This window comes from Streptomyces sp. NPDC079141 (assembly GCF_040686775.1).
Lineage (GTDB): Bacteria > Actinomycetota > Actinomycetes > Streptomycetales > Streptomycetaceae > Streptomyces.
In genome coordinates this window covers 53,464-74,888 of the sequence record NZ_JBFBLP010000020.1, presented here as the reverse complement: position 1 = coordinate 74,888, position 21,425 = coordinate 53,464, and the positions used below count along the sequence as shown (strand labels likewise).

Here is a 21,425-nt window from a genome sequence, read left to right as displayed (position 1 = left end):
GTCGCTTCCCTCACTGACTGTCTTATTGCAGGCTCCTCAGAGCGCTTTCGAGGATCGCGGCGCCCTCCTCCGCCTCCGCGACGGACAGGGACAGCGGCGGGGCCACGCGCAGCGCGCTGGTGCTGTGTCCGCCGCCCTTGCCGATGAGCAGTCCGCCCGCGCGGGCCGCCTCCAGGACGGCACTCGCGGCCTCCGGATCGGCCTGGTCCGTGCCGGGCTTCACCAGCTCGATGCCGATCATCAGGCCGCGGCCGCGCACCTCGCGCACGTGCGGGACGTGCGCGGCGACCGCCCGCAGCCGCTCGATGAGCAGCCCGCCGACCCGTCGGGCGTTGCCCTGGAGGTCGTGTTCCAGCAGGTACGTCAGGTTGGCGAGGCCCGCCGCCATGGTGATCTGGGTGCCGCCGAAGGTGGAAATGCTGTTGGCGTCCAGGCAGTTCATGACCTCGGCGCGGGCCACGACCCCGCCGATGGACATGCCGTTGCCGATGCCCTTGGCGAAGGTGACGATGTCCGGCGGCCCCGAAGCGCCGTGCGCCTGCCAGCCCCAGAAGTGGTCGCCGGTGCGGCCCCAGCCGGTCTGCACCTCGTCGGCGATCCACAGGATGCCGCGCTCGGCGAGCACCTCGCGGAAGGCGGCGTAGAGGCCGTCCGGCGGGGAGGTGAAGCCGCCGACGCCCTGGATCGGCTCGGCGATCAGGGCCGCGGGCGCGCGGGTGTGGCCGAGCAGGTCCGTCAGGTCCTCGACGCAGGCCGCGATGAAGGCGTCGTCGCTGAGCCCGGCGTAGGGGCCACGGGTGCGGACGCCGCCGTGGACGTAGAGCGTCTGGAGCGGGGAGAGGGAGGTCGGGGACCAGCCGCGGTTGCCGGTGATGCCGACCGCGCTGAAGGAGCGGCCGTGGTAGCTGTTGCGCATGGCCAGGATCGTGTTGCTGCGCCGGTAGGCGGTGGCCAGCAGCAGCGCGGTGTCGTTGGCCTCGGTGCCGGAGGTGGTGAAGAACACGCGGGCGTCCGGGATGCCGCTCAACTGGGCGATGCGCTCGGCCAGTTCGACCATCGGACGGTTGAGGTACAGGGTCGAGGAGTGGATGATCCGCCCGGCCTGCTCGCTCACCGCCTTGGTCACCTCGGGCAGCGCGTGCGCGGTCATCGTGGTGAGGATGCCGCCGAAGAAGTCGAGGTACTTGTTGCCCTCGGCGTCCCAGACGTGGCGGCCCTCGCCGTGGGTGATCTCCAGGGGCTCCTCGTAGTAGAGGGCGAGCCAGTCGGGGAGGACGGTGCGATGGCGGGCGTAGAGGTCGGTCACGGCTGCACCAGCCCTTCGTAGGCGTCGGGGCGGCGGTCTCGGTAGAAGGCCCACTGCTGCCGCACCTCTTCGATGACGTCGAAGTCGAGGTCGCGGACGAGGAGTTCCTCCTTGGTGTCACTGGCGGTCCCGCCCACGAACTGTCCGCGCGGGTCGACGAAGTAGCTCGTCCCGTAGAAGTCGTTGTCTCCGTACTCCTCGACGCCGACGCGGTTGATCGCGGCGACGAAGTACTCGTTGGCGACGGCCGCCGCGGGCTGCTCAAGACGCCACAGGTAGGAGGACAGACCACGGTGGGTGGCGGACGGGTTGTACACCAACTGGGCGCCGTTCAGGCCGAGTTGCCGCCAGCCCTCCGGGAAGTGGCGGTCGTAGCAGATGTAGACGCCCACCTTGCCCACGGCGGTGTCGAAGACGGGCCAGCCGGCGTTGCCCGGTTTGAAGTAGTACTTCTCCCAGAAGCCCTTGACCTGCGGGATGTGGTGCTTGCGGTACTTGCCGAGGTACGAGCCGTCGGCGTCGATCACGGCCGCGGTGTTGTAGTAGAAGCCCGACTGCTCGATCTCGAAGACCGGCACGACGATCACCATGCCGGTCTCGCGCGCGAGCTGTTGCATACGACGCAGGGTCGGCCCGTCGGGCACCGGTTCGGCCCACCGATAGTGCTCCGGCTCCTGCACCTGACAGAAGTAGGGAGCGTTGAAGACTTCCTGGAACCCGATGACCTTGGCGCCCTGGCGGGCTGCCTCGCGGGCGTGCTCCTCGTGTTTCGCCACCATGGACTCGGTGTCGCCGGTCCAGGTGGCCTGGACCAGGGCGGCGCGGACGACGTTGGCCATGAGCTGCTCCTTCGACGGGACGTCAGAGCCTCTACGCCCGTAGACGCAGGCCGTAGAGGGACGAACGTAAGCCTCCCGGACAGGCTTGCCAAGACCATCGTCGTTAACCCGCTGAGTCGATCAGGTTTCACACTCCTGCGGGTGAGCGACACACCCGGTCAGGTGGTGAATCCGGCGACCCGCAGCGCATGGACGAGGTCCCAGTGCCGCTGCTCCGAGACGCTCCGCGCGGCCTCCAGAAGCAACGGTACGAGGGTCTGCGGGTCGGCGGCGGCGCTGCGGGCGGCCTCCTCGGGGGTGCGGACGCGGACGTAGGCGTCGAGCAGCGCGCGGATCTCGCGCCGGCGGCCCTCCTGCGCCAGCCCCAGCACGGCCCGCCCTATCTCCTCGGGGGGCCGGACCACGCCCTGCCGCAGGATCTGCTCCGCGTCGGCGCCGCGGCCCCCGGCGACCAGGGCGTCGGCCGCGGCGACCAGCCGGTCGGCGGGCAGTGAGGCGGCCTCCCAGAGCAGGGTGGCCCAGTCGGCGCCCAGCCCGGCGTGCTGCATCTCCACGGCGAGCAGCGGGTAGCGGGCAGCGGCCGAGTACGCGATCTCGGCCAGCAGGGCGTGCGCCTCGCCGCTACGGCCCTCGGTGCGCAGCCGCACGAGCCTGGCGACGGCCCCGGCGATCTCCTGCCGGTCCGCCCCGTCGAGCGGCACGGCCTGCGGCTCCGGCTGCTCCACGGCGTCGGCCCCCGCGAACCGCGCACCGCGCGGGGTACGGCCGGACCCCGCGGCCGGCTCGGGCAGCACCGGCACGACAGCGGGCGGCACGGCGACGGGAGCGACCTCCTCCTCCGCCATCCCGGCGAACCGTGCACTGCCACGGCGGCGCTTGCGCTGCTTGGGGGCGGGGGGCGCCGGCTGTGGGGCGGGAGCCGCTGGCGGCGGGGTGGGCGCCGGCGGCTGCGGGGTGGGCGCCGCCGACTGTGGGGTGGGGTGGGTGGAGTCGGCGTGCGACCAGGGGGTAGCGGGGGTGGTTTGTCCGGCGCCGGGGCCATAGGCGTCCGGACCGGGGGCGGGGTGTCCGACGCCGGGGCCAAAGGCATCCGACCCGGGGGCGGGGTGCCCGGCACCGGAAGCCCCCGCCCCAGGCCCAGTCACATCGAACCGCCCAGCGCCGGAAGCCGCTGCCCCATCCCCGGTCGCCTCGAAGCGTCGACCGGCGGCCCGGCTCTGCGCCCCCGCAGGGGCCCCCGCGTGCGGTGCGTCCCACCGCCCCTGTGCCGCTCGCTGCTGAGGCACCGCGGGACCCCACCCGTCGCCTTCGTGCGGGGCGCCCCGCGCCCCCGAGGGCCCGGCCGCCCGTTCCGAGGCTCCCCCCTCGACCCCCTCGACCCGGAACACCGCACTCCCCTCGTCCCCGCGCCCCCGTCGGATCGCCGCCGCCTGTCCACTGGCGTCGAGGCGCTCCAACTCCTCCTTCCGCGCCCGGAGTTCCGCGCACCGGGCCGTCGCCCGCTCATGGTCGTCGCGGGCCCAGGCGAGGTCGAGGCGGATGGCGTCGGCCTCCTCCGGGGAGGTCGCGACGGCGAGCAAGCGGCCCAGTTCCGCCTGCCGTTCGGCGGCGTAGCGCTGTTCGCGGAGCATGACGTCGAGGCGGTCACCGAGGGCGTCCCGGCCGCCGGGCCGGGCGTCGTACGCGGTGAGCGCGGCGGCGTGCAGTGCACGGGCGTGTTCGGCCTCGGCGCGGGCGGCATCGGGGCCGTACCCCGCCGCAAGATCCTGGAGCAGCGCCTCCACCACGTCCCAGGGCGGCACTTCACGCCCGTCGACGCAGGCCTGCATGCCGTCAGGATCGCGCTGCCAGAACACCCCGCACCAGCCGCCGCCCTGATCCAGGCGCGCCAGCAGACCGTCCAGGTAGTTCGCGAACTCCCGCACCTGTCCCGGGAGTTGTTTCACAGTCATCGCCCAACTCCCGCCAGACCGGAGCACTCCGGTCCGTAAGGCAACACCAGTCGTGTTACGGGGACGCTACGGGGAGTTTTCCGGCCGGACGCAGAGTACGCCCGCGCTGGCACAACGTGAGGTCAGGTCCCCTCACACACCGACCGGCGCGCACATCACGACCAGCTCGTCCAGCGACAGCCCGAGCACCTGGGCCAGCGCGGCCACCGTGAAGAACGCCGGGGTCGGCGCACGGCCGGTCTCGATCTTGCGGAGCGTCTCGGCGGAGACGCCGGCGGCCGCCGCGACCTCCGCCATGCTGCGGCCGCCGCGGGCCTCACGGAGCAGACGGCCGAACCGCTCGCCGCGCTCGCGCTCTTCGGGGGTGAGAGGGGTACGTACCATGCCCCCATTCTAATACCGGTATAGTAATTGGCATGGTGGAGCTCAAGACAGACACATCGATCGATGCCATGTACGAGGCAGGACAGGTCGTCGGCCGCGCCCTGACGGCCGTACGGGAAGCCGCCGACGTGGGCGTTTCCCTGCTGGAGCTGGACGAGGTGGCGCACGACGTCCTGCGCGCGGCGGGCGCCTCGTCGCCCTTCCTCGGCTATCGCCCCTCCTTCGCGCCGACGCCCTTCCCGGCCGTCGTCTGCGCCTCGGTGAACGACGCGATCGTGCACGGCATCCCGACCGCCTACCGGCTGCGCGACGGCGACCTCGTCTCCATCGACTTCGGCGCCGAACTGGGCGGCTGGGTCGGCGACTCCGCGATCAGCTTCACCGTCGGCACCCCGCGCCCGGCGGACCTGCGCCTGATCGAGACGGCCGAGCGGGCCCTGGCGGCCGGCATCGAGGCAGCCGTCGTCGGCAACCGCATCGGCGACATCGCCCACGCGATCGGCACGGTGTGCCGCAAGGCCGGCTACGGCATCCCCGAGGACTTCGGCGGCCACGGCATCGGCCGCCGTATGCACGAGGACCCCCCGGTCCCCAACGAGGGCCGCCCCGCCCGCGGCCTCCCCCTGCGCCGTGGCATGGTCCTCGCCATCGAGCCCATGGTGATCGCGGGCGGCACGGACGGCTACCACGCGGCCCCGGACGGCTGGACCCTCAGGACGAACGACGGCTCAAGGGCGGCCCACGCGGAACACACGGTGGCGATCACGGAGGGCGGCCCTCGCATCCTGACAGCGAGGTGAAGCGCCCTTCAGGGGCGCGGGGAACTGCGCGAGCAACCACAACTCACCCGCGCCCGCCGACGACCCCCCGAAGCCCCCATCCGCAGGCGCCCTGCGCATGCCCCTCGCACAAGTTCGTGCAATCGTGGCATAAGCGCACGTAGTGCCGGGCACCCGCTTCCGGTACGTCGTCAGCGAAGGTACGGAACCGATGACCAACGGCTTCAACAGCCCGGAGGGCTACGGCGACCCCTTCGGCGAATTCCTCGCCCGCTTCTTCGGCGGCCCGCGCCCCGGTCCCCGTCAGATCAACATCGGCCAGCTGCTCAGCCAGCCGGCCAGGGAACTCGTGCGCGGCGCCGCCCAGTACGCCGCCGAGCACGGCAGCCGGGACCTCGACACCCAGCACCTGCTGCGCGCGGCGCTGTCCGCCGAGCCGACCCGGAGCCTGCTCAGCCGGGCCGGGGCCGACCCCGACTCCCTGGCCACGGAGATCGACGAGCGCTCCGGCCCGGTCCAGCACCCACCCGGCGAGGTGCCGCCCCCGACCTCGCTGTCGCTCACCCCGGCCGCCAAGCGGGCCCTGCTGGACGCGCACGACCTGGCCAGGTCCCGCGGCGCCGGTTACATCGGCCCGGAGCACGTGCTCAGCGCGCTCGCCGCGAACCCCGACTCGGCCGCCGGGCACATCCTGAACTCGGCCCGCTTCTCCCCCGCGGGCCTGCCGTCCGAGGCGCCGGAGACCGCACAGCGGCCGGAGCGGCCCCGCTCCGCCGACACCCCGACCCTGGACAAGTTCGGCCGGGACCTCACCGACCTGGCCCGCCAGGGCCGGATCGACCCGGTGATCGGACGCGACGAGGAGATCGAACAGACCATCGAGGTGCTCTCCCGGCGCGGCAAGAACAACCCCGTGCTGATCGGCGACGCGGGCGTCGGCAAGACCGCGATCGTGGAGGGCCTGGCCCAGCGGATCGCCGACGGGGACGTGCCGGACGTACTGATCGGGCGGCGCGTGGTGGCCCTCGACCTGACGGCGGTCGTCGCGGGCACCCGCTACCGGGGCGACTTCGAGGAGCGGATGACCAACATCGTGGGCGAGATCCGCGCCCACTCCGACCGGCTGATCGTCTTCATCGACGAGCTGCACACGGTCGTCGGCGCCGGAGGCGGCGGCGAGGGCGGTGCGATGGACGCCGGGAACATCCTCAAACCGGCCCTCGCCCGCGGCGAGCTGCACATCGTCGGCGCCACCACGCTGGAGGAGTACCGGCGCATCGAGAAGGACGCGGCGCTCTCCCGCCGCTTCCAGCCGATCCTGGTGCCCGAGCCGACCACCGCCGACGCGATCGAGATCCTGCGCGGCCTGCGCGACCGCTACGAGGCCCACCACCAGGTCCGCTACAGCGACGACGCGCTCGTCGCCGCGGTGGAGCTGTCCGACCGCTATCTCTCCGACCGCCGGCTGCCGGACAAGGCGATCGACCTGATCGACCAGGCGGGCGCCCGGGTACGGCTGCGGGCGCGCACCAAGGGCACGGACGTACGGGCCATGGAGCGCGAGGTCGAGCAGCTGGCCCGGGACAAGGACCAGGCCGTCGCGGACGAACAGTACGAGCAGGCCACCCAGCTGCGCGACCGGATCGTGGAGCTGAAGCAGCGGATCGCGGACGCCGGGGACGGCGAGGCCGACGAGGGGCAGAACCTGGAGGTCACCGCCGAGGCCGTCGCCGAGGTCGTGTCGCGGCAGACCGGCATCCCGGTGAGCAGCCTGACCGAGGAGGAGAAGGACCGGCTGCTGGGCCTGGAGCAGCATCTGCACGAGCGGGTCGTCGGCCAGGACGAGGCCGTGCGCGTGGTGTCCGAGGCGGTGCTGCGTTCGCGGGCCGGGCTCGCCAGCCCCGACCGGCCGATCGGCAGCTTCCTCTTCCTCGGGCCGACCGGCGTCGGCAAGACCGAGCTGGCGCGCGCCCTGGCGGAGGCGCTGTTCGGCAGCGAGGAGCGCATGGTGCGCCTCGACATGAGCGAGTACCAGGAGCGGCACACCGTCAGCCGCCTGGTCGGCGCCCCGCCCGGCTACGTCGGGCACGAGGAGGCGGGCCAGCTCACCGAGGTCGTGCGCCGCCATCCGTACTCGCTGCTGCTGCTCGACGAGGTGGAGAAGGCGCACCCGGACGTCTTCAACATCCTGCTGCAGGTCCTCGACGACGGCCGGCTGACCGACAGCCAGGGCCGCACGGTGGACTTCACCAACACCGTGATCGTCATGACGTCCAACCTCGGCTCGGAGGCGATCACCCGGCGCGGCGCGGGCATCGGTTTCGGCGCGGGTGACACCGAGTCGGACGAGGAGGCGCGGCGCGAGCGGATCCTCCGGCCGCTGCGCGAGCACTTCCGGCCCGAGTTCCTCAACCGCATCGACGAGATCGTGGTGTTCAAGCAGCTCGACCCGGACCAGCTGCGGCAGATCACCAACCTGCTGCTGGACCGGACGCGCCGGCTGCTGCACGCGCAGGACGTCACGGTGGAGTTCACCGAGGCGGCCGTGGACTGGCTGGCCGAACGCGGCTACCAGCCCGAGTACGGCGCCCGCCCGCTGCGCCGCACCATCCAGCGCGAGGTCGACAACCGGCTGTCCCGGCTGCTGGTGGACGGCCGGGTCGAGGAGGGCGGCCGGGTGACGGTGGACGTCGAGGGCGGACGGCTGGCCTTCCGCACGGAAGACACCGCGCCCGCCCCCGAGTTGTGACTACGGCGCCGGGTACACGACCATCGCCGAGCCGCCGCCCCGCCGTACCTTCTCGGCGGCGGCGAGCCACTTGCCGTCCGGCAGCCGCTGCACGCCGGCCACCGCGCCGATCTCGGGGTTGAGCCGGAACCCGTGCCCGATCGACTCCAGCTCGGCCTTCAACGGGCTGTCGTAGAGCCCCGGTTCGAGTTCGGTGGTGGTCTGGTTGCGCTGGCTGGCGCGCGGCGCGGCGATGGCGTCGACGAGCGGCACGCCCCGGTCGAGGAACCCGGTGAGGGTCTGCAGCACGGTGGTGATGATGGTCGCGCCGCCGGGTGAACCGAGCGCCACGACCGGCTTGTTGTGCTGGTCGAGGACGATGGTCGGGGACATCGAGGAGCGCGGACGCTTGCCCGGGCCCGGCAGGTTCGGGTCGTGGACGGCCGGGTTGGCCGGGGCGAAGGAGAAGTCCGTGAGCTCGTTGTTGAGGATGAACCCACGGCCCGGGACGGTGATGCCGCTGCCGCCGGTCTGCTCGATGGTCAGCGTGTAGGAGACGACGTTGCCCCACTTGTCGGCCACGGTGAGGTGGGTGGTGCTGTCGCCCTCGTAGGTGGTCGGGGCCGCCGTACCGCTCGCTTCGCAGCCCGCCGGATCACGCGGGTCGCCGGGCGCGAGCGGGCTCGTGAGCACGGCGTCGTCCTCGATCAGGCACTCGCGCGAGTCGGCGTACTTCTGCGACAGCAGCTCCTTCGTCGGTACGTCCTCGAAGGCGGGGTCGCCGACCCAGCGCCCGCGGTCCGCGAACGCGATGCGGCTCGCCTCGATGTAGCGGTGCAGGTACTGGACGTCGCTCGCCTCGGAGAGGTCGGTGTTCTCCAGGATGTTGAGCGCCTCGCCGACGGTCGTACCGCCGGAGGAGGAGGGCGCCATGGAGTAGACGCCTAGACCGCGGTACGAGGTCTTCGTGGGCGCCTGGAGCCTGGTGCGGTAGGCGGCCAGGTCCTCGGCGGTGAGGTCGCCGGGGCGGGCCTTCCAGCCGGAGGCCGGGTCCACGGGCGGGGCGTTGACCGTGTCGACGATGTCCTTCGCCAGGTCGCCCCGGTACAGCGCGCCGACGCCCTTCGTCGCCAACTCGGCGTAGGTGCGGGCGAGATCGGGGTTCTTGAAGGTAGAGCCGACGACCGGGAGCTCGCCGCCCGGCAGGAACAGCTCGGCAGTGTCCGGGAAGTAGCGGAACCGGGTCTCGTTGGCCGCGGTCTGCGCGCGGAAGGTGGCGTCCACGGTGAAGCCGTCGCGGGCGAGGCGCTCGGCGGGCTTCAGCAGCGTCCCGAGGCTCCTGCTCCCCCACTTGTCCAGCGCCCGCTGCCAGGTGGCGGGCGTGCCGGGGGTGCCCACGCTCAGTCCGCTGCTGACGGCCTCGGCGAAGGGGATCGGCGTGCCGTTCTCCAGGAAGAGACCGGAGTCCGCGCTCAGCGGGGCGGTCTCACGGCCGTCGATGGTGCGTACCGCACGGGACTTGGCGTCGTAGTAGACGAAGTAACCGCCGCCGCCGATGCCCGCGGAGTAGGGCTCGGTGACGCCCAGGGCGGCGGCGGTGGCGACGGCCGCGTCGACGGCGTTGCCGCCCCTTCTGAGCACTTCGATACCGGCGGCGGAGGCGTCCGGGTCGACGCTCGCGACGGCGCCGCCGTATCCGACGGCGACGGGGGCCTTCTCGACGGCCGTATGTTCAGCGGAGGGAGGCGCCGCGGCCCCCACCGACACGACGGCGGCCGAGACCGCCAGGACCGACAGCTTGCGCGCGACAGGACGACGCATCCGCACCTCCGGGGGAGACCGTTCGCGCAGCCTATTAGATGGACATGGCCCCGTCAGGAGCACCCGCTACCATGCGCCCCCATGAATGACGACGTGCGCAACATCGTCCTCGGCGTGGTGGCGGCGGCCATCAGCGCGGGACTGGGCTGGATCGCCCGTACCTATCTGTGGCGGCGCAAGCTCCGCCGCAAGCAGGCCTTCCTCGGGCTACCGGAGAACTCGGAGTCACTGCTCGTCGTCAACCGCGACCCGGCCACCTCCGAGCCGGCGGTGCACCGCTTCGACGTGTTCGCGCTGCTGGAGCTGTCCGCGCTGATCAAGGACTGCGGCGCCCATGTCCAGGTGGTCACCCAGGACTCGGTCCATCAGGGCTTCGGCGAGCGCACCGAGTTCTGTGTGGGAGGCCCCGGCTCGAACCGGCGCATGGTGGCGCACATGTCGGCGATGCTGCCCGGGATACGCGTCAACATCGACCCCGAACCCGGCCCGGACCGGGGCGCGTTCCAGATCGGCACCGAGCGCTACCGCCTGGAGGCGGGCGTGGCGGAGTACGTCCTGCTGGCCCGGCTCACCGCGGGCGACCCGAAGCAGAGCCGGCCGGTCTTCCTCTTCTGCGGCCAGCGCGCCATCACCAACCAGGCGGCGACCCGCTATCTGGCCCGCAACCACGAGCGTTTGGCCCGCAAGTACGGCACCGGCTCCTTCGTCCTGCTCCTGAAGGTGATCAACTCCCAGGCCTACGGTCCGGACGTGGTCGAACTGGTCGGCGATGTCACCCGGACCGCGCAGGCACCCCTGCCGGCTGCGGCAGCTCCCCGGAACTCCCACCGCGCCTCCTGAGTCCCCCCAACTCAACAATCGCTACTCCCGCGCAACTTACCGACGGGTTACCTACGGTAAGAGGCCGCGGTTACCGTCGCGTCACTTTGCACTGACACGAGTGAGGAGTGCCCCGTGGAACACCGCAAGTCTCTGCGCACCACCGCCGTGGGCGTCGTCTCGGCGGCCCTGATCGCCGACGTCGCCCCCGTCGCGTCGGCGTCGACGGGCGGCATCCGCTTCGTCGACATCGCCGGTTAGGGCGGCACGGCCCTCAAGGCGAATGTCGCCACGCTCGCCGGCGCCGAGGCACGCCCCGCTACCCGCTGCTGATACTCCCCACGAGCTGGGGCATGCCGTAGGCCGAGCACCTCGCCCACGCCCAGAAGTTGGCGGACTCCGGCTATCCAGTGGCCAGTTGCAAAGCGCGCGGCTTCCGGCAGTCGGGCGGCGAGACAAAGCAGCCGGCCCGCCCGACATGGCCGACGCCTCCAAAGTCATCGACTGGGCACTCGTCAACACCCCGGCAGACGCGCAGCGGATCGGCATGATGGACGCCTCGTACGGCGCCGGGATCAGCCTGCGTCATCGCCGCGCACGACGGACAGGGGCGGAGCACCAGCGTCATCACGGGATGAACCGGAACGGTCACGGACGGCGGAATCGTGCTGCTGTCCGGCCTCCTCGACCAGATCGCCAAGGTGCCCCCGACGGCCGCCATCCCCCTGCTCCCGCGCCGTTGGGCGGCCGTGTGGCAGTCGGAGAAGTACCCCACCGTCCAGCGGGTGCGCGGCACGGTCCGCCTGCACACCACCCTCACCCCCACCAAGGAGAGCGGCACCCTTGTCGCCTGCCTCTACGACGTGGGGGCGCTCGGCCTCGGCAAGCTGGTCAGCACCGCGCCGTACACCTTCCACGGACGCACGCCCGGGCGGCCGTTCGGCGTCGACGTGGAGCTGTTCTCCACGGCCTACGACGTCCCGGCGGGCCATCGGCCGGCCCTGGTGGTCGACACAGTCGACCCGCTCTGCAGCGAGCACAACCCGTCCGGCGCTCAGCTGACCTTCTCCTCGCCGGCGAACGACCCGTCGTACGTGTCGATCCCCCTGCGCGAGCAGTGATCTCCGGCCGGCGCCGGGCGGGTATGGCTCTGTGTCTGCTGCCCCCTGCGGCCCGGGGTGCCGTTGCGGTTTCCCCGGCCGGCAGCAGCGTCCCCCGGTGGACCGGGGCGGCCTGTGCGGCCGCTACGGGGACGAACGGCACATCCTAGTCGAGGCCCGGCGCGCCGGTCGTCCCGGGCGGCGGCCGGGCCGCGAGCACCGGCCGCCCGGCCCCGCCGAAGGCACAGGTGTGGTAGGGCACATGGGCGTACTCCCCCCGGTCAGTGCTTGAGGATCTTGGAGAGGAAGTCCCTGGCCCGCTCGCTCTCCGGCGCGGTGAAGAACCCCTCGGGGCTGCGGTCCTCGACGATGCGGCCGTCGGCCATGAAGACGACGCGGTTGGCGGCGGAGCGGGCGAAGCCCATCTCGTGGGTGACGACGACCATGGTCATGCCCTCGTGGGCCAACTGCCGCATGACCTCAAGGACCTCGTTGATCATCTCCGGGTCGAGGGCCGAGGTCGGCTCGTCGAAGAGCAGCGCCTTGGGCTCCATGGCGAGGGCGCGGGCGATGGCCACGCGCTGCTGCTGGCCGCCGGAGAGCTGGGCCGGGTACTTGTCGGCCTGGTCGGCGAGGCCGACGCGGTCGAGGAGTTGACGGGAGCGCTGGTCGGCCTGCTCCTTCTTGCGTCCCCGGACCTTGATCTGGCCCAGCGAGACGTTCTGCAGAACCGTCTTGTGGGCGAAGAGATTGAAGGACTGGAAGACCATGCCGACGTCGGCCCGGAGCCGCGCGAGGGCCTTGCCCTCCTCGGGCAGCGGCTTTCCGTCGAGCAGGATCGTGCCGGAGCGGATGGGCTCCAGCCGGTTGATCGCCCTGCACAGCGTCGACTTTCCCGACCCCGACGGGCCGATGACCACGACCACCTCCCCCTTGCCGACGGTGAGGTTGATGTCCTGCAGGACATGCAGCTCCCCGAAGTACTTGTTCACGTCACGTAGCTCGATCAACGGATCGACAACCATGCCCCAGCCCTATCTCAGTCTCAGCTGTGTCGTGGTTGCCGCAAACTATCCAGACACAAGTGGAGTTAATGGACGACACGCACTTTTCGGGCATTAGCCGTATTTAAGCCGCAGCTCAGGCCAGGGATTCACGCCTCCGCGACCTCCGCATACAGCTGCGACAGCTCGGGGACTCCGCTCGAAGCCCACTCGTGCCCGGATGCCACGACGTCGAACTCGCGCCCGGAGGCGAGCCGGACGACGGGTTGACCGTTGGGCCAGATCTCCCAGAGCGCCCCGGGGACGGTGCGCACGATGACGGTGCCGAGATACAGGCCCGCGTCATTGCCGAGCCAGGGCAGCACCTCCTCGTCGTCCCGCCAGCGCGGCAGCAGCTGGTCGAGCGCCTCCAACGAGGCCGCGGTGTCGTCCAGTTGGATTCCCTCCCGGGCCGCCTGGGAGCGCAGCAGGTCGCACTCGGAGAGCAGCTCGGCGATGCCCTCGCGGCCTTCGTCGCCGTCCGAGAACACCGCGACGCCGAAGGCGGGGCCGTGCCTCTTCCGCCAGTTGCCCAGGAAAGGGATGTTCATACGCTCAGCCTCGCATCGAGGACGCCTCCAGCACTACCGGCACGCGGGACACAGACGGGACACGGCCCCGGGACCCCCCTTGCCAAAAGTTATTCAACGTCCGTAGAGTTCATCGGGTAATGAGTTCACTGAGCAATGAGTTCAGAAATGTGGACTCCGGGCTTCCGAAAGGCGGGAAGTCGTGCAGAAGATCCCCTGCCAGGTGAACGAGGGCGGACGAGTCGCTCTCCTGCGGGAGCGCACGGTCCGCGGCCGGACGGACTCGCCCGGACTCCAGGACGCAGCACGCCGCGCCGCACCCACCCCGCTCCCCAGCACGTGAGCGGGCCCCGTCCGCGGGCGGTGCCATCGCTGCCGCCCCTCACCGAAGGGAACACGGACATGCACGAAGAGACGAAGGTCATCCGCATCCATCTGGAGCCGGGCGAGGAGGGCATCACCCTGAGCGCCGTCGCCGCCGCCTCGGCCACCGCGCCCGTCGAGACCCTGGTGGAGGCCACCAACATCACCGAGGCCACCGTCATCGAGGTCGAGATCTGACCCCTGACGTGCCGACCGGAACCGAGGCGGAGAACGACCTCCCGGGCCCGACGAGGGACGGGTCCCGGAGAGCGCTCGACAGCCCCCGACCGTGGGGACGGGGCGAGGGCGTAAACGAGCGCTGCACGGCCTTCCCGGCCCGTAGAGGGACGGGCCGGGAAGGGCCCGTGACCGGGCGTGATCCGGAAGCGCGGACCGTGCCCGAACAGGCGTGAGGAGACGAGGTCCCGATGAGCAGGACGGTTGCCGCAGCAGCCACCACCGCCGTGCGCGCCGGCACCGGACCGCTCCGGAAGCACCCCGCGCCGCGCATCGGCCCGAGCGGCCGCTCCATCGACCGCGCCGACCGGTCGGCGCACGACGGCGCCCCGCGGAGCCACCCGAGAGCCGGCCTCGGCGGTCCGGAGGGGGAACATGCCTCCCCGGTGACCCTCCGGCCGACCGAGGCCGAAGCCGCGTGCGGGAGGTGAACCGATGAGCATCCACCGGCACATCCAGTGGCGCCGGGACCCGGACGGCAGGCCGTATCGGGCGATGCGGTCGTTCCCCGCGGCGCCGGCGACCTCCACCGTGCTGCTCGCCGGCCCCGGCAGCGTCACGGCGCTCGACGGCGAGGGCCGGGACGACCTGCTGCTGACCGATCTGACGGAACGTCTGGTGGCGGCCGGGGCCCAGGTGCTGCGCTGCGACATGCCGGCCCGGGAGCCCGGCGCCCCCGCGTCGGAGGCCGACGAGCGGGCCCACGCCGAGCGACTGGAACAACTGCTGAACGGCAGCCGCCACCTGACGACCGGCCCCCTGTCACTGGTCGGCTTCTCGCTCGGCGGCCAGGCCCTGCTGCGGCTGCTGGAGTCCGGCGTACCCCCGCACGCCGACCGCGTCGTCCTGATCGGCACGGTGGTGGAGTCGGACGCCTTCCTCATCTCCCGCATCCCCCTGATCGAGCTGGTCTACGGCGGTTTCGACCTGGTCGGCTATCTCACCGACGACGCGGAGGACGAGCTGCCGCCCGCGGTGTTCGAACCGGCCATGTACGCCGACTGGTCCGCCCGTCACCTCATCGGCCCCCACTCGCCGGCGGTCCGGGTCCATGTGTTCAAAGGGGTCGGTCACACCCTGAACCCGTGCGGTCCGGGTCCGGCCCGGGATCCGCTGCCCGCGCTCATCTCGCTGATGGACATGACCTCATGACGATGCTCCGGATCCAGCAGCGGCACCACAGGAAAGGGAACGGCATGCCCGCGAGCGGTACGCTCTCCAGCCGGCGTCCCCCCATGGTCGTCGACACCCTCGCGACGGGCGGGACGCATCGGTCGAACCCGTCCACGCAGGCGCTGCACAGAGCGCTCGGACCGCAGACCGGCAGCGCGATCTGCGACATCGCCTGCGGTACGGGCCGGCTGGCGCTGTCCTTCGCCGCCGACTACCCGGCCCGTCTCGTCGGTGTGGACCCCGAACCCGCGCGGCTGGCGGCCTTCCGCGCCCTCGCCGCCGCACGCTCGGTCGCCGTGCAGACGGTTCGGGCCGACGCGGCGGAACTTCCCTTCCCCGACGGCTCGTTCGATCTGGTGACCTGTCGGCTTGCCGCGCACCGCTTCCCCGACGTGCCGAGGGCCGTGGGCGAGATGGCCCGGCTGCTGCGGCCCGGCGGGCGGCTCGCCGTGATCGACCTGGAGGGGCACGAGGATCCCGAGATCGATGCACTGGGCAACGAGTTGGAGGTCCTGCGCGACCCCACGCACCGGCGCAGCCACACCCGCACGGAGTGGATCGCCCTCCTCAAGGGCGCCGGGCTGAGGGTCCCCGTGGCCCGCGGCGGGCAGACCGAGGACCGCGCCGACATGCCGGTGCGGCGCCGCTGCGACAGCGCCGCGACCGCGACCGAGGCGTCGGTCCGGCGCCGGCTGGCCCAGGCACCCGCGGCCCACCGCGAGGCGCTGGGGATTCGCGCGCACGGCGACGCGTTCCTCGTTCCGCTGCGCACCTGCCTGGTGATCGGGATCAAGCCGCGGGGCGGGGGGCGCTGAGATGCCGGTCATCAGGCTGTTCTCCCCCGCCGCCAGTCCGGGCAGCGCCTGTCTCGAACGACTCGCCGCCGATGTGGAGGAGTTGCTCGGCCTGCCCGACGGCCACTGCTGGCTGTGGTGGCAGCGGCTGGAACCCGGCACCTACTACCGGCCCGAGTGGCGCACGGCGGATGTCACCCCGGCGCCGGTCGGGTTCGTGGTGTGCAAGGAGAGCTACAGCAAGGACCAGGTGGGCGCGCTGCTGCGGCTGATCCAGGGCCGGCTGGCCGAGCTGCTGGACGTGCGGGCCGACGACACCTATCTGACGGTGCAGCGCGCCGCCGAGGGCGAGTTGCTGGTCCGGGACGAGGTGTGGTTCTCGCACCTGGAGGAACCGCGGCCGGACGCGATCGGCGGGATCGTGCCGATCGCGCACGTCCGCACCGACCGCACCGACCTCTCCGACGACCACTGGGGGAACGTGACGTCGGTGATCCGGCTGGACGCGGAGCGGTTCACCCCCGAGGCACTGCTCGGCCTGGATGCCTTCTCCCACGTGGAGGTCGTCTTCCACTTCCACCGGGTCGAGCCGGAGAAGATCCACACGGGGGCCCGGCATCCGCGCGGCAACCCCGAGTGGCCGCGGGCCGGGATCTTCGCCCAGCGCGCCAAGAACCGCCCCAACCGCATCGGGGTCTCGCGCTGCCGGCTGCTGAAGGTGGACGGGCTGGACGTGCATGTGCGCGGGCTCGACGCCGTGGACGGCACGCCCGTCCTCGACATCAAGCCGTATCTGCGCCAGTTCGCGCCGCCCGAGGACGTCGTACAGCCCGAGTGGGTGGACGAGCTGATGCGGCACTACTACTGAACCTCTCCCGGACGGAGCCGAGATGAGCGAGCCCCCGGAGCGGGAGCGATCGGGGAACACGGCGGTGGCCCTGCTCACCGCCGTGTTCGGCGATGTCCCACGCCCTCGCCCCCGACGAGGACGGCCGTCGCCCGGCGCCCTCGTCCTCCGTACCGGTGCCTGGACGGCGCGCGTGGGCCGGCCGCCCGTCGGCGCGCCCGCACAGCCGGCCCTGCCGCTGACCACCCGCCAAGGAGGAACCCATGGCTCCCACCCCTGAACAGTCCGTGATCATCGTCGGAGCCGGACCGACCGGACTCGCGCTGGCCTGTGAACTGGCCGCCGCCGGTGTGTCGTGCACGGTCCTGGAGCGCCGCCTGAGCACCTCCGCGCAGTCGCGCGCCATGGCCCTGTACCCCAGGACGCTGGAGGTGCTCGACCTGCGCGGGCACGCCGACGCGCTGGTCGCGGCCGGCCGGCCGGTGGGCCGTATGCTGCCGGCGCCCGGCGCGAGGCTCGACTTCACCGAGCTCGACACCCGCTTCGCGGCCCTGCACATCGTGCCGCAGAGCCGCACCGAGGAGGTGCTCCAACAGCGCGCCGTGGATCTCGGGGTGATCATCCAGCGCGGCGCGGAGGTCTTCGGCCTGGCCCAGGACGACACCGGTGTGACGCTCCATGTGCGCACGGAGTCCGGCGAGTGGGAGGAGACGGCCGACTACGTCGTGGGCTGCGACGGCGCGCACAGTGTCGTCCGCGACCTGGCCGGGATCGCCTTCCGCGGCCGTACCTACGACCTCGCGCCCGTCCTCGCGGACGTCCGCCTGCGCACGCCTCCGCCGGACGACCTGCTGGTGATGTCCCGCGACGGCGGGCTGATGGTGACGATCCCGTTCGGCAACGGTCTCTACCGTCTCGCGATCGCGCACCGGGACCGGCCCTGGACCCGCGACCAGGTGACCCTGGAGGAAGTGTCCGACCTGGCGACGCGGCTGCTGGGCTTCGACCCGAAGCCGTACGAGCCCGAGTGGCTGGCCCGGTTCAAGATCCACCAGCGGCTCGCGGACCAGTACCGGGCCGGCCGGGTGCTGCTCGCCGGTGACGCGGCGCATCTGCACTCTCCGCTGGGCGGCCAGGGCCTCAACCTCGGCATCCAGGACTCCGTCAACCTCGGCTGGAAACTGGCCGCCACGGTGCAGGGCTGGGCGCCGACCGGGCTGCTCGACACCTACGAGAGCGAGCGCCGGCCGCAGGCGGAGCGCGTACTGCGGGCCACCGACCGGGCCACGCGGCTGGGCACGCATCCCTCGCCGCTGGTGAGCGGAGTGCGCCGACGGGTGCTGCCGCGGCTGCTGGGCAACCGCCGGATCAGGAAGCTGGCCGGCGAGACGCTCTCGGGGCTGCGCGCCGGATACGCCGCGCCCGGCGGCCCGCGCCGCACGGACGGCTCCCGGCTGCGCGCCGGGCAGCGGATGCCGGAACTGACGGTGGCGCGGCCGGGCGCGGCACCGGTGCGGCTGTACGAGCTCATGCGCGACGGCCGTTTCCTCCTGCTCGACCTCGGCGAGGACGGTTCGGCCGCGGCGCTCACCGAGGCCTGGGGCTCCCGGGTGTGCCCGATCCGGGTGACCGAGCCGGTCGCCGAACTCGACGGCGTGAGCGCTGTGTTGGTGCGCCCCGACGGCTACGCTGCGTGGGTGGACGGCCGGTCGAACCCGGCCGGACACGTGGAGCGGGTGCGCCAGGCGCTGCTCCACTGGTGCGGTGCGGAGGGCCCCACGCCACAGCGGCAGGCCGACTCCGCCGCCGGTATCGGCGTGCCCGCCGAACCCGCCGTGGAGGAGACCGAGCAGGCCGAGGCGGAGCCGGCCCGGGCCGAGAAAATGTGACGAGAGGACGCCGTGGACCAGCACCGCATCCCGTCACCCTCCGATGATCGGCAACCCGCGCGGTGCAGGGGCACCGTGTGGGCCGACAGGACCCGTTGCAGGAAGGCTCGCCGTCATGGCCCAGGTCCTCACCAGACGTTCGCAGCGCACCCGCGAGGCGATACTGCGGGCCGCGCGCATGCACTTCGCCGCGGACGGCTACCAGCGGTCGACCATAAGAGCCATCGCCGCCACGGCCTCGATCGACCCGTCCATGGTCATGCGGTACTTCGGCAGCAAGGAGCAGCTCTTCGACGCGGCGCTCGACGTCGACCTGGAGCTGCCCGATCTGACGGGGACGCCCGTCGAGTTGCTGCCGGAGGCGCTGATCACGCACTTCCTGGCGCCCTGGGAGAACGACTCCGACGAGGGCTCGATGCGACTGCTGCTGCGGTGCGCCGCGACCAACGAGCGAGCGGCGGAGCATCTGCGGCAGATGCTGCACGAGCAGTTCACCAGCAGCCTGCGCGGCGCGCTCGGCGACGAGCGCGCCGCCGCGTGCGCCGGAGTGCTGGCCGCTCAGTTGCTGGGCGTGGCGTTCACGCGTTACGTGTTGCGGCTGCGGCCGATCGCCGATCTGCCGGTGGCGGCGCTGGCGGAGCTGGTGACGCCTTCTCTGCGGACGGTGCTCGCGACGGGGTGACGGCGCAACCGCATACATTCGGGGGGCGTCCGGGCCTACGAGCGGGCGTGGCAGAAGAATGCAAGATTCCACTCGATCATGGATTTCCTGGTGTCTCGCCTGCTAAGATATTTTCACCATACAGTGAATTACTCGTTCCGAGACTCCCCACGCGAAGTGCAGTGATCTCATGAAATCCAGGCGCACAGACGGTTCCGCTTCTACACCCGAAGTACCGAACACGGCCAGCGGGTCCGGTACTTCGAGGGCTCGCCAGAGCCGGACGAAGCGCGCGCGCAGCGGTCGCCGCCCCGGGGAGAGCGGCACCCGCGACCAGATTCTCGAAGCGGCCCTCCGCCTCTTCGCCGACCGCGGGTACGCCCGCACCACGATTCGCGCGATCGCCGAGAGCGCGCAGGTGGATCCGGCGCTGGTGCACCACTTCTTCACGAACAAGGAGGGGGTGTTCGACGCGGCGGTCAACTCACCCTTCAGCGTCTCCGCCGCCTTCGACGGCATGCCGATCTCCGAGGACGCCACATCGGAGGCGACCTGGATCGCCCACACGTACTTCTCGTTCTGGGAGAACGAGAGGACGCGCTACGCGATGACCGCCATCTACCGGGCGGGGCTCGCCGACAGTTCCACGTCGGACCTGCTCAGGGCTCGCATCGAGGCGAGCACCAAGGTGTGGATGAGCGCGAGCGGTTACAAGGACCGGTCGGACTCCGACATCCGTGCCGCACTGGCCTCCGGCCACCTCGCAGGGCTGGCCATCATGCGCTATGTGCTCAAGATCCATCCGCTGGCGGACATGGACTTCCAGGACTTCGTCAGCTGGGTGGTACCGGCTCTTGATGTGCGCCTGTCCGAACAGCTGGCTCCGTACCGAGCCGACGAGCGGACCGAGCCCAGCTGAGCCTTGCGCGAACGGCGGACGTCGGTGCGGGCGGCTTCGCCGCGGAGCCGCCCGACCGGTGATGGTCCATCAGATTCCGCCCCGCCAGATCGTCTTCACGGCCATGAGGGAGACGCCCGGCCCGGGTGCGAGCATGAGCCCGTGCGCTCCTTCCGTGGGAGGTTTGGCAAAGGTCCGCTCCAGGACCTCCAGCACCGATGCGGAGCCGAGGTTTCCGAGGTCGCGCAGCGAGTCGCGGGACAGGCCGAACAGCTGGGGCTCCACACCGAGTCCGTTGACCAGCGAGTCGATGACCCGGGGGCTCCCGGTGTGCGAGACGACGAACTCCGGAGCGCCGTCCGTGCCGGGCCGCGCGCTGTGCGCCAGCCAGTCGTTCAGCATGGGCACCACCTCGCGGATCGCATCCAGCAGCTTCGGCGAGTTGAAGCCGTGCAGTCCGTCGTTGTCGGTACAGCTGCCGACCACGCCGTGGCTGCCCGCGTACAGGCACTCCCAGGAAGCGGTCAGCTCCATGTGCGGACCGCTGACCGGGCCGTTGCGCACGACGCATGCGCCGGCGGCGTCACCGATGATCCCCTTGAAGATCATGCCGTCCAGGCCGGAGTCGTTGCGGTTCAGATAGTGGCTGAACACATCGGCACACACGATGAGGACCGTGACGTCCGGGCGGGCCGCCACCAGTTCCATCGCCGTCGAGACCCCGAACACCCCGCCGGCACAGCCCATTTGGGTGACCGGTATCCGACGGACCGACGGCCGTAGGCCGAGCCTGTCCACCAGCTGGGCGTCGAGGCCGGGCATGGTGTGCCCGGTGGCGCTGACCACCACGACCGCGTCGACGGCGGCCGGGCCGAGTCCTGCCTCCCGCAGCGCCCCGCGTGCGGCGCGCTCGGCCAGCTCCAGCGAGTCCTGGAGGTGTTCCCGGGTCCGCTCGGCGAGCGAGTGCTCGTCACGGAACTGCTCGGACAGCGGACGGGTGTACCAGCGCGTCCGCACGGTGGTGGAACGGATGATCCGCCGGATCTGGGCCAGCTTCGGGTGATCCGGGTACAACTCCGCGATGCGTTCGATGACTTCGTCAGTGGTGACCTGGTAGCGGGGCAGAGCGACGACGGGAGCGGTGAGGACAGGCACGACGTCTCCAAAACGGTGGGAGGCCTGCGGAAGTTGGGAGCACTGCTTACGTCCGGCCCGGTGTTCGGGCACGTGGGCGACGTCGCAGCCGTCGCCTCTCGATGGCT

General features: G+C 71.7%; 21 protein-coding genes and 1 pseudogene. 14 read left to right on the top strand and 8 right to left on the bottom strand.

The genetic code is table 11. From position 1 onward, the window contains the following. Nucleotides 1-22 precede the first annotated feature (22 nt). The 4 genes from AB0Q90_RS36295 to AB0Q90_RS36280 all read right to left on the bottom strand — a co-directional run bounded on the left by AB0Q90_RS36295 (nt 23) and on the right by AB0Q90_RS36280 (nt 4,481). Nucleotides 23-1,306, bottom strand: a complete 1,284-nt coding sequence (locus AB0Q90_RS36295; RefSeq protein ID WP_363158411.1) for an aspartate aminotransferase family protein — start codon at nt 1,304-1,306, stop codon at nt 23-25. Beyond that, nucleotides 1,303-2,145: a nitrilase-related carbon-nitrogen hydrolase gene (locus AB0Q90_RS36290; RefSeq protein WP_363158412.1), complete on the bottom strand. Its 843-nt coding sequence runs from the start codon at nt 2,143-2,145 to the stop codon at nt 1,303-1,305. The genes AB0Q90_RS36295 and AB0Q90_RS36290 overlap by 4 nt, the downstream gene beginning before the upstream one ends. Nucleotides 2,146-2,303: 158 nt before the next feature. Further along, nucleotides 2,304-4,097: a hypothetical protein gene (locus AB0Q90_RS36285; protein WP_363158413.1), complete on the bottom strand. Its 1,794-nt coding sequence runs from the start codon at nt 4,095-4,097 to the stop codon at nt 2,304-2,306. A 132-nt stretch (nt 4,098-4,229) separates the two neighbouring features. Then, nucleotides 4,230-4,481 (bottom strand): helix-turn-helix transcriptional regulator, encoded by a 252-nt coding sequence (locus tag AB0Q90_RS36280; protein ID WP_363158414.1) that lies wholly within the window; start codon nt 4,479-4,481, stop codon nt 4,230-4,232. A 32-nt stretch (nt 4,482-4,513) separates the two neighbouring features. Here AB0Q90_RS36280 and map point away from each other — a divergent pair, with 32 nt between their 5' ends. Both map and AB0Q90_RS36270 read left to right on the top strand, forming a co-directional pair. Further along, entirely contained in the window at nt 4,514-5,281 is a 768-nt protein-coding gene (gene map / locus AB0Q90_RS36275) for a type I methionyl aminopeptidase (RefSeq protein ID WP_363158415.1), read from the top strand. A 190-nt stretch (nt 5,282-5,471) separates the two neighbouring features. Further along, nucleotides 5,472-8,009 (top strand): ATP-dependent Clp protease ATP-binding subunit, encoded by a 2,538-nt coding sequence (locus AB0Q90_RS36270; RefSeq protein WP_363158416.1) that lies wholly within the window; start codon nt 5,472-5,474, stop codon nt 8,007-8,009. On the opposite strand, the gene ggt is transcribed toward AB0Q90_RS36270, so the two are convergent. After that, the gene (gene ggt / locus AB0Q90_RS36265; protein WP_363158417.1) at nt 8,010-9,809 is read right to left on the bottom strand and encodes a gamma-glutamyltransferase; all 1,800 of its coding nucleotides are present in this window, start codon (nt 9,807-9,809) and stop codon (nt 8,010-8,012) included. A gap of 81 nt (nt 9,810-9,890) precedes the next feature. On the opposite strand from ggt, the gene AB0Q90_RS36260 reads away from it, so the two are divergent. Then, a complete protein-coding gene (locus AB0Q90_RS36260) occupies nt 9,891-10,649 on the top strand; it encodes a hypothetical protein (RefSeq protein ID WP_363158418.1) in 759 nt (252 codons plus the stop codon). Between the two features lie 114 nt (nt 10,650-10,763). Next, nucleotides 10,764-11,749, top strand: a pseudogene (locus AB0Q90_RS36255) (CocE/NonD family hydrolase). 260 nt (nt 11,750-12,009) lie between these two features. On the opposite strand, the gene AB0Q90_RS36250 reads toward AB0Q90_RS36255, so the two are convergent. Continuing rightward, complete coding sequence (locus tag AB0Q90_RS36250; RefSeq protein WP_363158419.1) at nt 12,010-12,753, bottom strand: amino acid ABC transporter ATP-binding protein; 744 nt, start codon at nt 12,751-12,753, stop codon at nt 12,010-12,012. Nucleotides 12,754-12,881: 128 nt separating this feature from the next. Further along, nucleotides 12,882-13,322 (bottom strand): DUF6278 family protein, encoded by a 441-nt coding sequence (locus tag AB0Q90_RS36245; RefSeq protein ID WP_363158420.1) that lies wholly within the window; start codon nt 13,320-13,322, stop codon nt 12,882-12,884. Nucleotides 13,323-13,503: 181 nt separating this feature from the next. On the opposite strand from AB0Q90_RS36245, the gene AB0Q90_RS36240 reads away from it, so the two are divergent. The 10 genes from AB0Q90_RS36240 (at nt 13,504) to AB0Q90_RS36195 (ending at nt 20,184) form a co-directional block, all read left to right on the top strand. Beyond that, nucleotides 13,504-13,644 (top strand): hypothetical protein, encoded by a 141-nt coding sequence (locus AB0Q90_RS36240; protein WP_363158422.1) that lies wholly within the window; start codon nt 13,504-13,506, stop codon nt 13,642-13,644. A gap of 59 nt (nt 13,645-13,703) precedes the next feature. Then, nucleotides 13,704-13,862: a hypothetical protein gene (locus AB0Q90_RS36235; protein WP_363158423.1), complete on the top strand. Its 159-nt coding sequence runs from the start codon at nt 13,704-13,706 to the stop codon at nt 13,860-13,862. 230 nt (nt 13,863-14,092) lie between these two features. Beyond that, on the top strand, nt 14,093-14,332 hold the full coding sequence (locus AB0Q90_RS36230) for a hypothetical protein (protein WP_363158424.1): 240 nt from the start codon (nt 14,093-14,095) through the stop codon (nt 14,330-14,332). A 4-nt stretch (nt 14,333-14,336) separates the two neighbouring features. Further along, nucleotides 14,337-15,053 carry a hypothetical protein gene (locus AB0Q90_RS36225; protein ID WP_363158425.1) on the top strand — a complete coding sequence of 239 codons (717 nt, stop codon included), beginning with the start codon at nt 14,337-14,339 and terminating at the stop codon, nt 15,051-15,053. 44 nt (nt 15,054-15,097) lie between these two features. Next, the gene (locus tag AB0Q90_RS36220) at nt 15,098-15,889 is read left to right on the top strand and encodes a methyltransferase domain-containing protein (protein ID WP_363158426.1); all 792 of its coding nucleotides are present in this window, start codon (nt 15,098-15,100) and stop codon (nt 15,887-15,889) included. A 1-nt stretch (nt 15,890) separates the two neighbouring features. After that, a complete protein-coding gene (locus tag AB0Q90_RS36215; protein ID WP_363158427.1) occupies nt 15,891-16,736 on the top strand; it encodes an SAM-dependent methyltransferase in 846 nt (281 codons plus the stop codon). A 22-nt stretch (nt 16,737-16,758) separates the two neighbouring features. Further along, a complete protein-coding gene (locus tag AB0Q90_RS36210) occupies nt 16,759-16,995 on the top strand; it encodes a hypothetical protein (RefSeq protein ID WP_363158428.1) in 237 nt (78 codons plus the stop codon). Beyond that, on the top strand, nt 16,979-18,604 hold the full coding sequence (locus AB0Q90_RS36205; protein WP_363158429.1) for an FAD-dependent oxidoreductase: 1,626 nt from the start codon (nt 16,979-16,981) through the stop codon (nt 18,602-18,604). Before AB0Q90_RS36210 ends, AB0Q90_RS36205 begins: the two co-directional genes overlap by 17 nt. A gap of 115 nt (nt 18,605-18,719) precedes the next feature. Beyond that, a complete protein-coding gene (locus tag AB0Q90_RS36200) occupies nt 18,720-19,286 on the top strand; it encodes a TetR family transcriptional regulator (RefSeq protein ID WP_363158430.1) in 567 nt (188 codons plus the stop codon). 169 nt (nt 19,287-19,455) lie between these two features. Beyond that, nucleotides 19,456-20,184: a TetR family transcriptional regulator gene (locus tag AB0Q90_RS36195; protein WP_363158431.1), complete on the top strand. Its 729-nt coding sequence runs from the start codon at nt 19,456-19,458 to the stop codon at nt 20,182-20,184. A 69-nt stretch (nt 20,185-20,253) separates the two neighbouring features. Here the strand turns inward: AB0Q90_RS36195 and AB0Q90_RS36190 are convergent, their stop codons facing one another. Then, the gene (locus AB0Q90_RS36190; protein ID WP_363158432.1) at nt 20,254-21,318 is read right to left on the bottom strand and encodes a PhlD; all 1,065 of its coding nucleotides are present in this window, start codon (nt 21,316-21,318) and stop codon (nt 20,254-20,256) included. Nucleotides 21,319-21,425: the final 107 nt, after the last annotated feature.

Coding starts and splice junctions, on each gene's coding strand:
- AB0Q90_RS36290 (WP_363158412.1), bottom strand. CDS start 2,145: ATGGCCAACGTCGTCCGCGCCGCCCTGGTCCAGGCCACCTGGACCGGC.
- ggt (WP_363158417.1), bottom strand. CDS start 9,809: ATGCGTCGTCCTGTCGCGCGCAAGCTGTCGGTCCTGGCGGTCTCGGCC.
- AB0Q90_RS36215 (WP_363158427.1), top strand. CDS start 15,891: ATGCCGGTCATCAGGCTGTTCTCCCCCGCCGCCAGTCCGGGCAGCGCC.
- AB0Q90_RS36200 (WP_363158430.1), top strand. CDS start 18,720: ATGGCCCAGGTCCTCACCAGACGTTCGCAGCGCACCCGCGAGGCGATA.
- AB0Q90_RS36205 (WP_363158429.1), top strand. CDS start 16,979: ATGGCTCCCACCCCTGAACAGTCCGTGATCATCGTCGGAGCCGGACCG.
- AB0Q90_RS36225 (WP_363158425.1), top strand. CDS start 14,337: ATGAGCATCCACCGGCACATCCAGTGGCGCCGGGACCCGGACGGCAGG.
- AB0Q90_RS36230 (WP_363158424.1), top strand. CDS start 14,093: ATGAGCAGGACGGTTGCCGCAGCAGCCACCACCGCCGTGCGCGCCGGC.
- AB0Q90_RS36195 (WP_363158431.1), top strand. CDS start 19,456: ATGAAATCCAGGCGCACAGACGGTTCCGCTTCTACACCCGAAGTACCG.
- AB0Q90_RS36245 (WP_363158420.1), bottom strand. CDS start 13,322: ATGAACATCCCTTTCCTGGGCAACTGGCGGAAGAGGCACGGCCCCGCC.
- AB0Q90_RS36220 (WP_363158426.1), top strand. CDS start 15,098: ATGCCCGCGAGCGGTACGCTCTCCAGCCGGCGTCCCCCCATGGTCGTC.
- AB0Q90_RS36260 (WP_363158418.1), top strand. CDS start 9,891: ATGAATGACGACGTGCGCAACATCGTCCTCGGCGTGGTGGCGGCGGCC.
- AB0Q90_RS36210 (WP_363158428.1), top strand. CDS start 16,759: ATGAGCGAGCCCCCGGAGCGGGAGCGATCGGGGAACACGGCGGTGGCC.
- AB0Q90_RS36270 (WP_363158416.1), top strand. CDS start 5,472: ATGACCAACGGCTTCAACAGCCCGGAGGGCTACGGCGACCCCTTCGGC.
- AB0Q90_RS36235 (WP_363158423.1), top strand. CDS start 13,704: ATGCACGAAGAGACGAAGGTCATCCGCATCCATCTGGAGCCGGGCGAG.
- AB0Q90_RS36280 (WP_363158414.1), bottom strand. CDS start 4,481: ATGGTACGTACCCCTCTCACCCCCGAAGAGCGCGAGCGCGGCGAGCGG.
- map (WP_363158415.1), top strand. CDS start 4,514: ATGGTGGAGCTCAAGACAGACACATCGATCGATGCCATGTACGAGGCA.
- AB0Q90_RS36250 (WP_363158419.1), bottom strand. CDS start 12,753: ATGGTTGTCGATCCGTTGATCGAGCTACGTGACGTGAACAAGTACTTC.
- AB0Q90_RS36285 (WP_363158413.1), bottom strand. CDS start 4,097: ATGACTGTGAAACAACTCCCGGGACAGGTGCGGGAGTTCGCGAACTAC.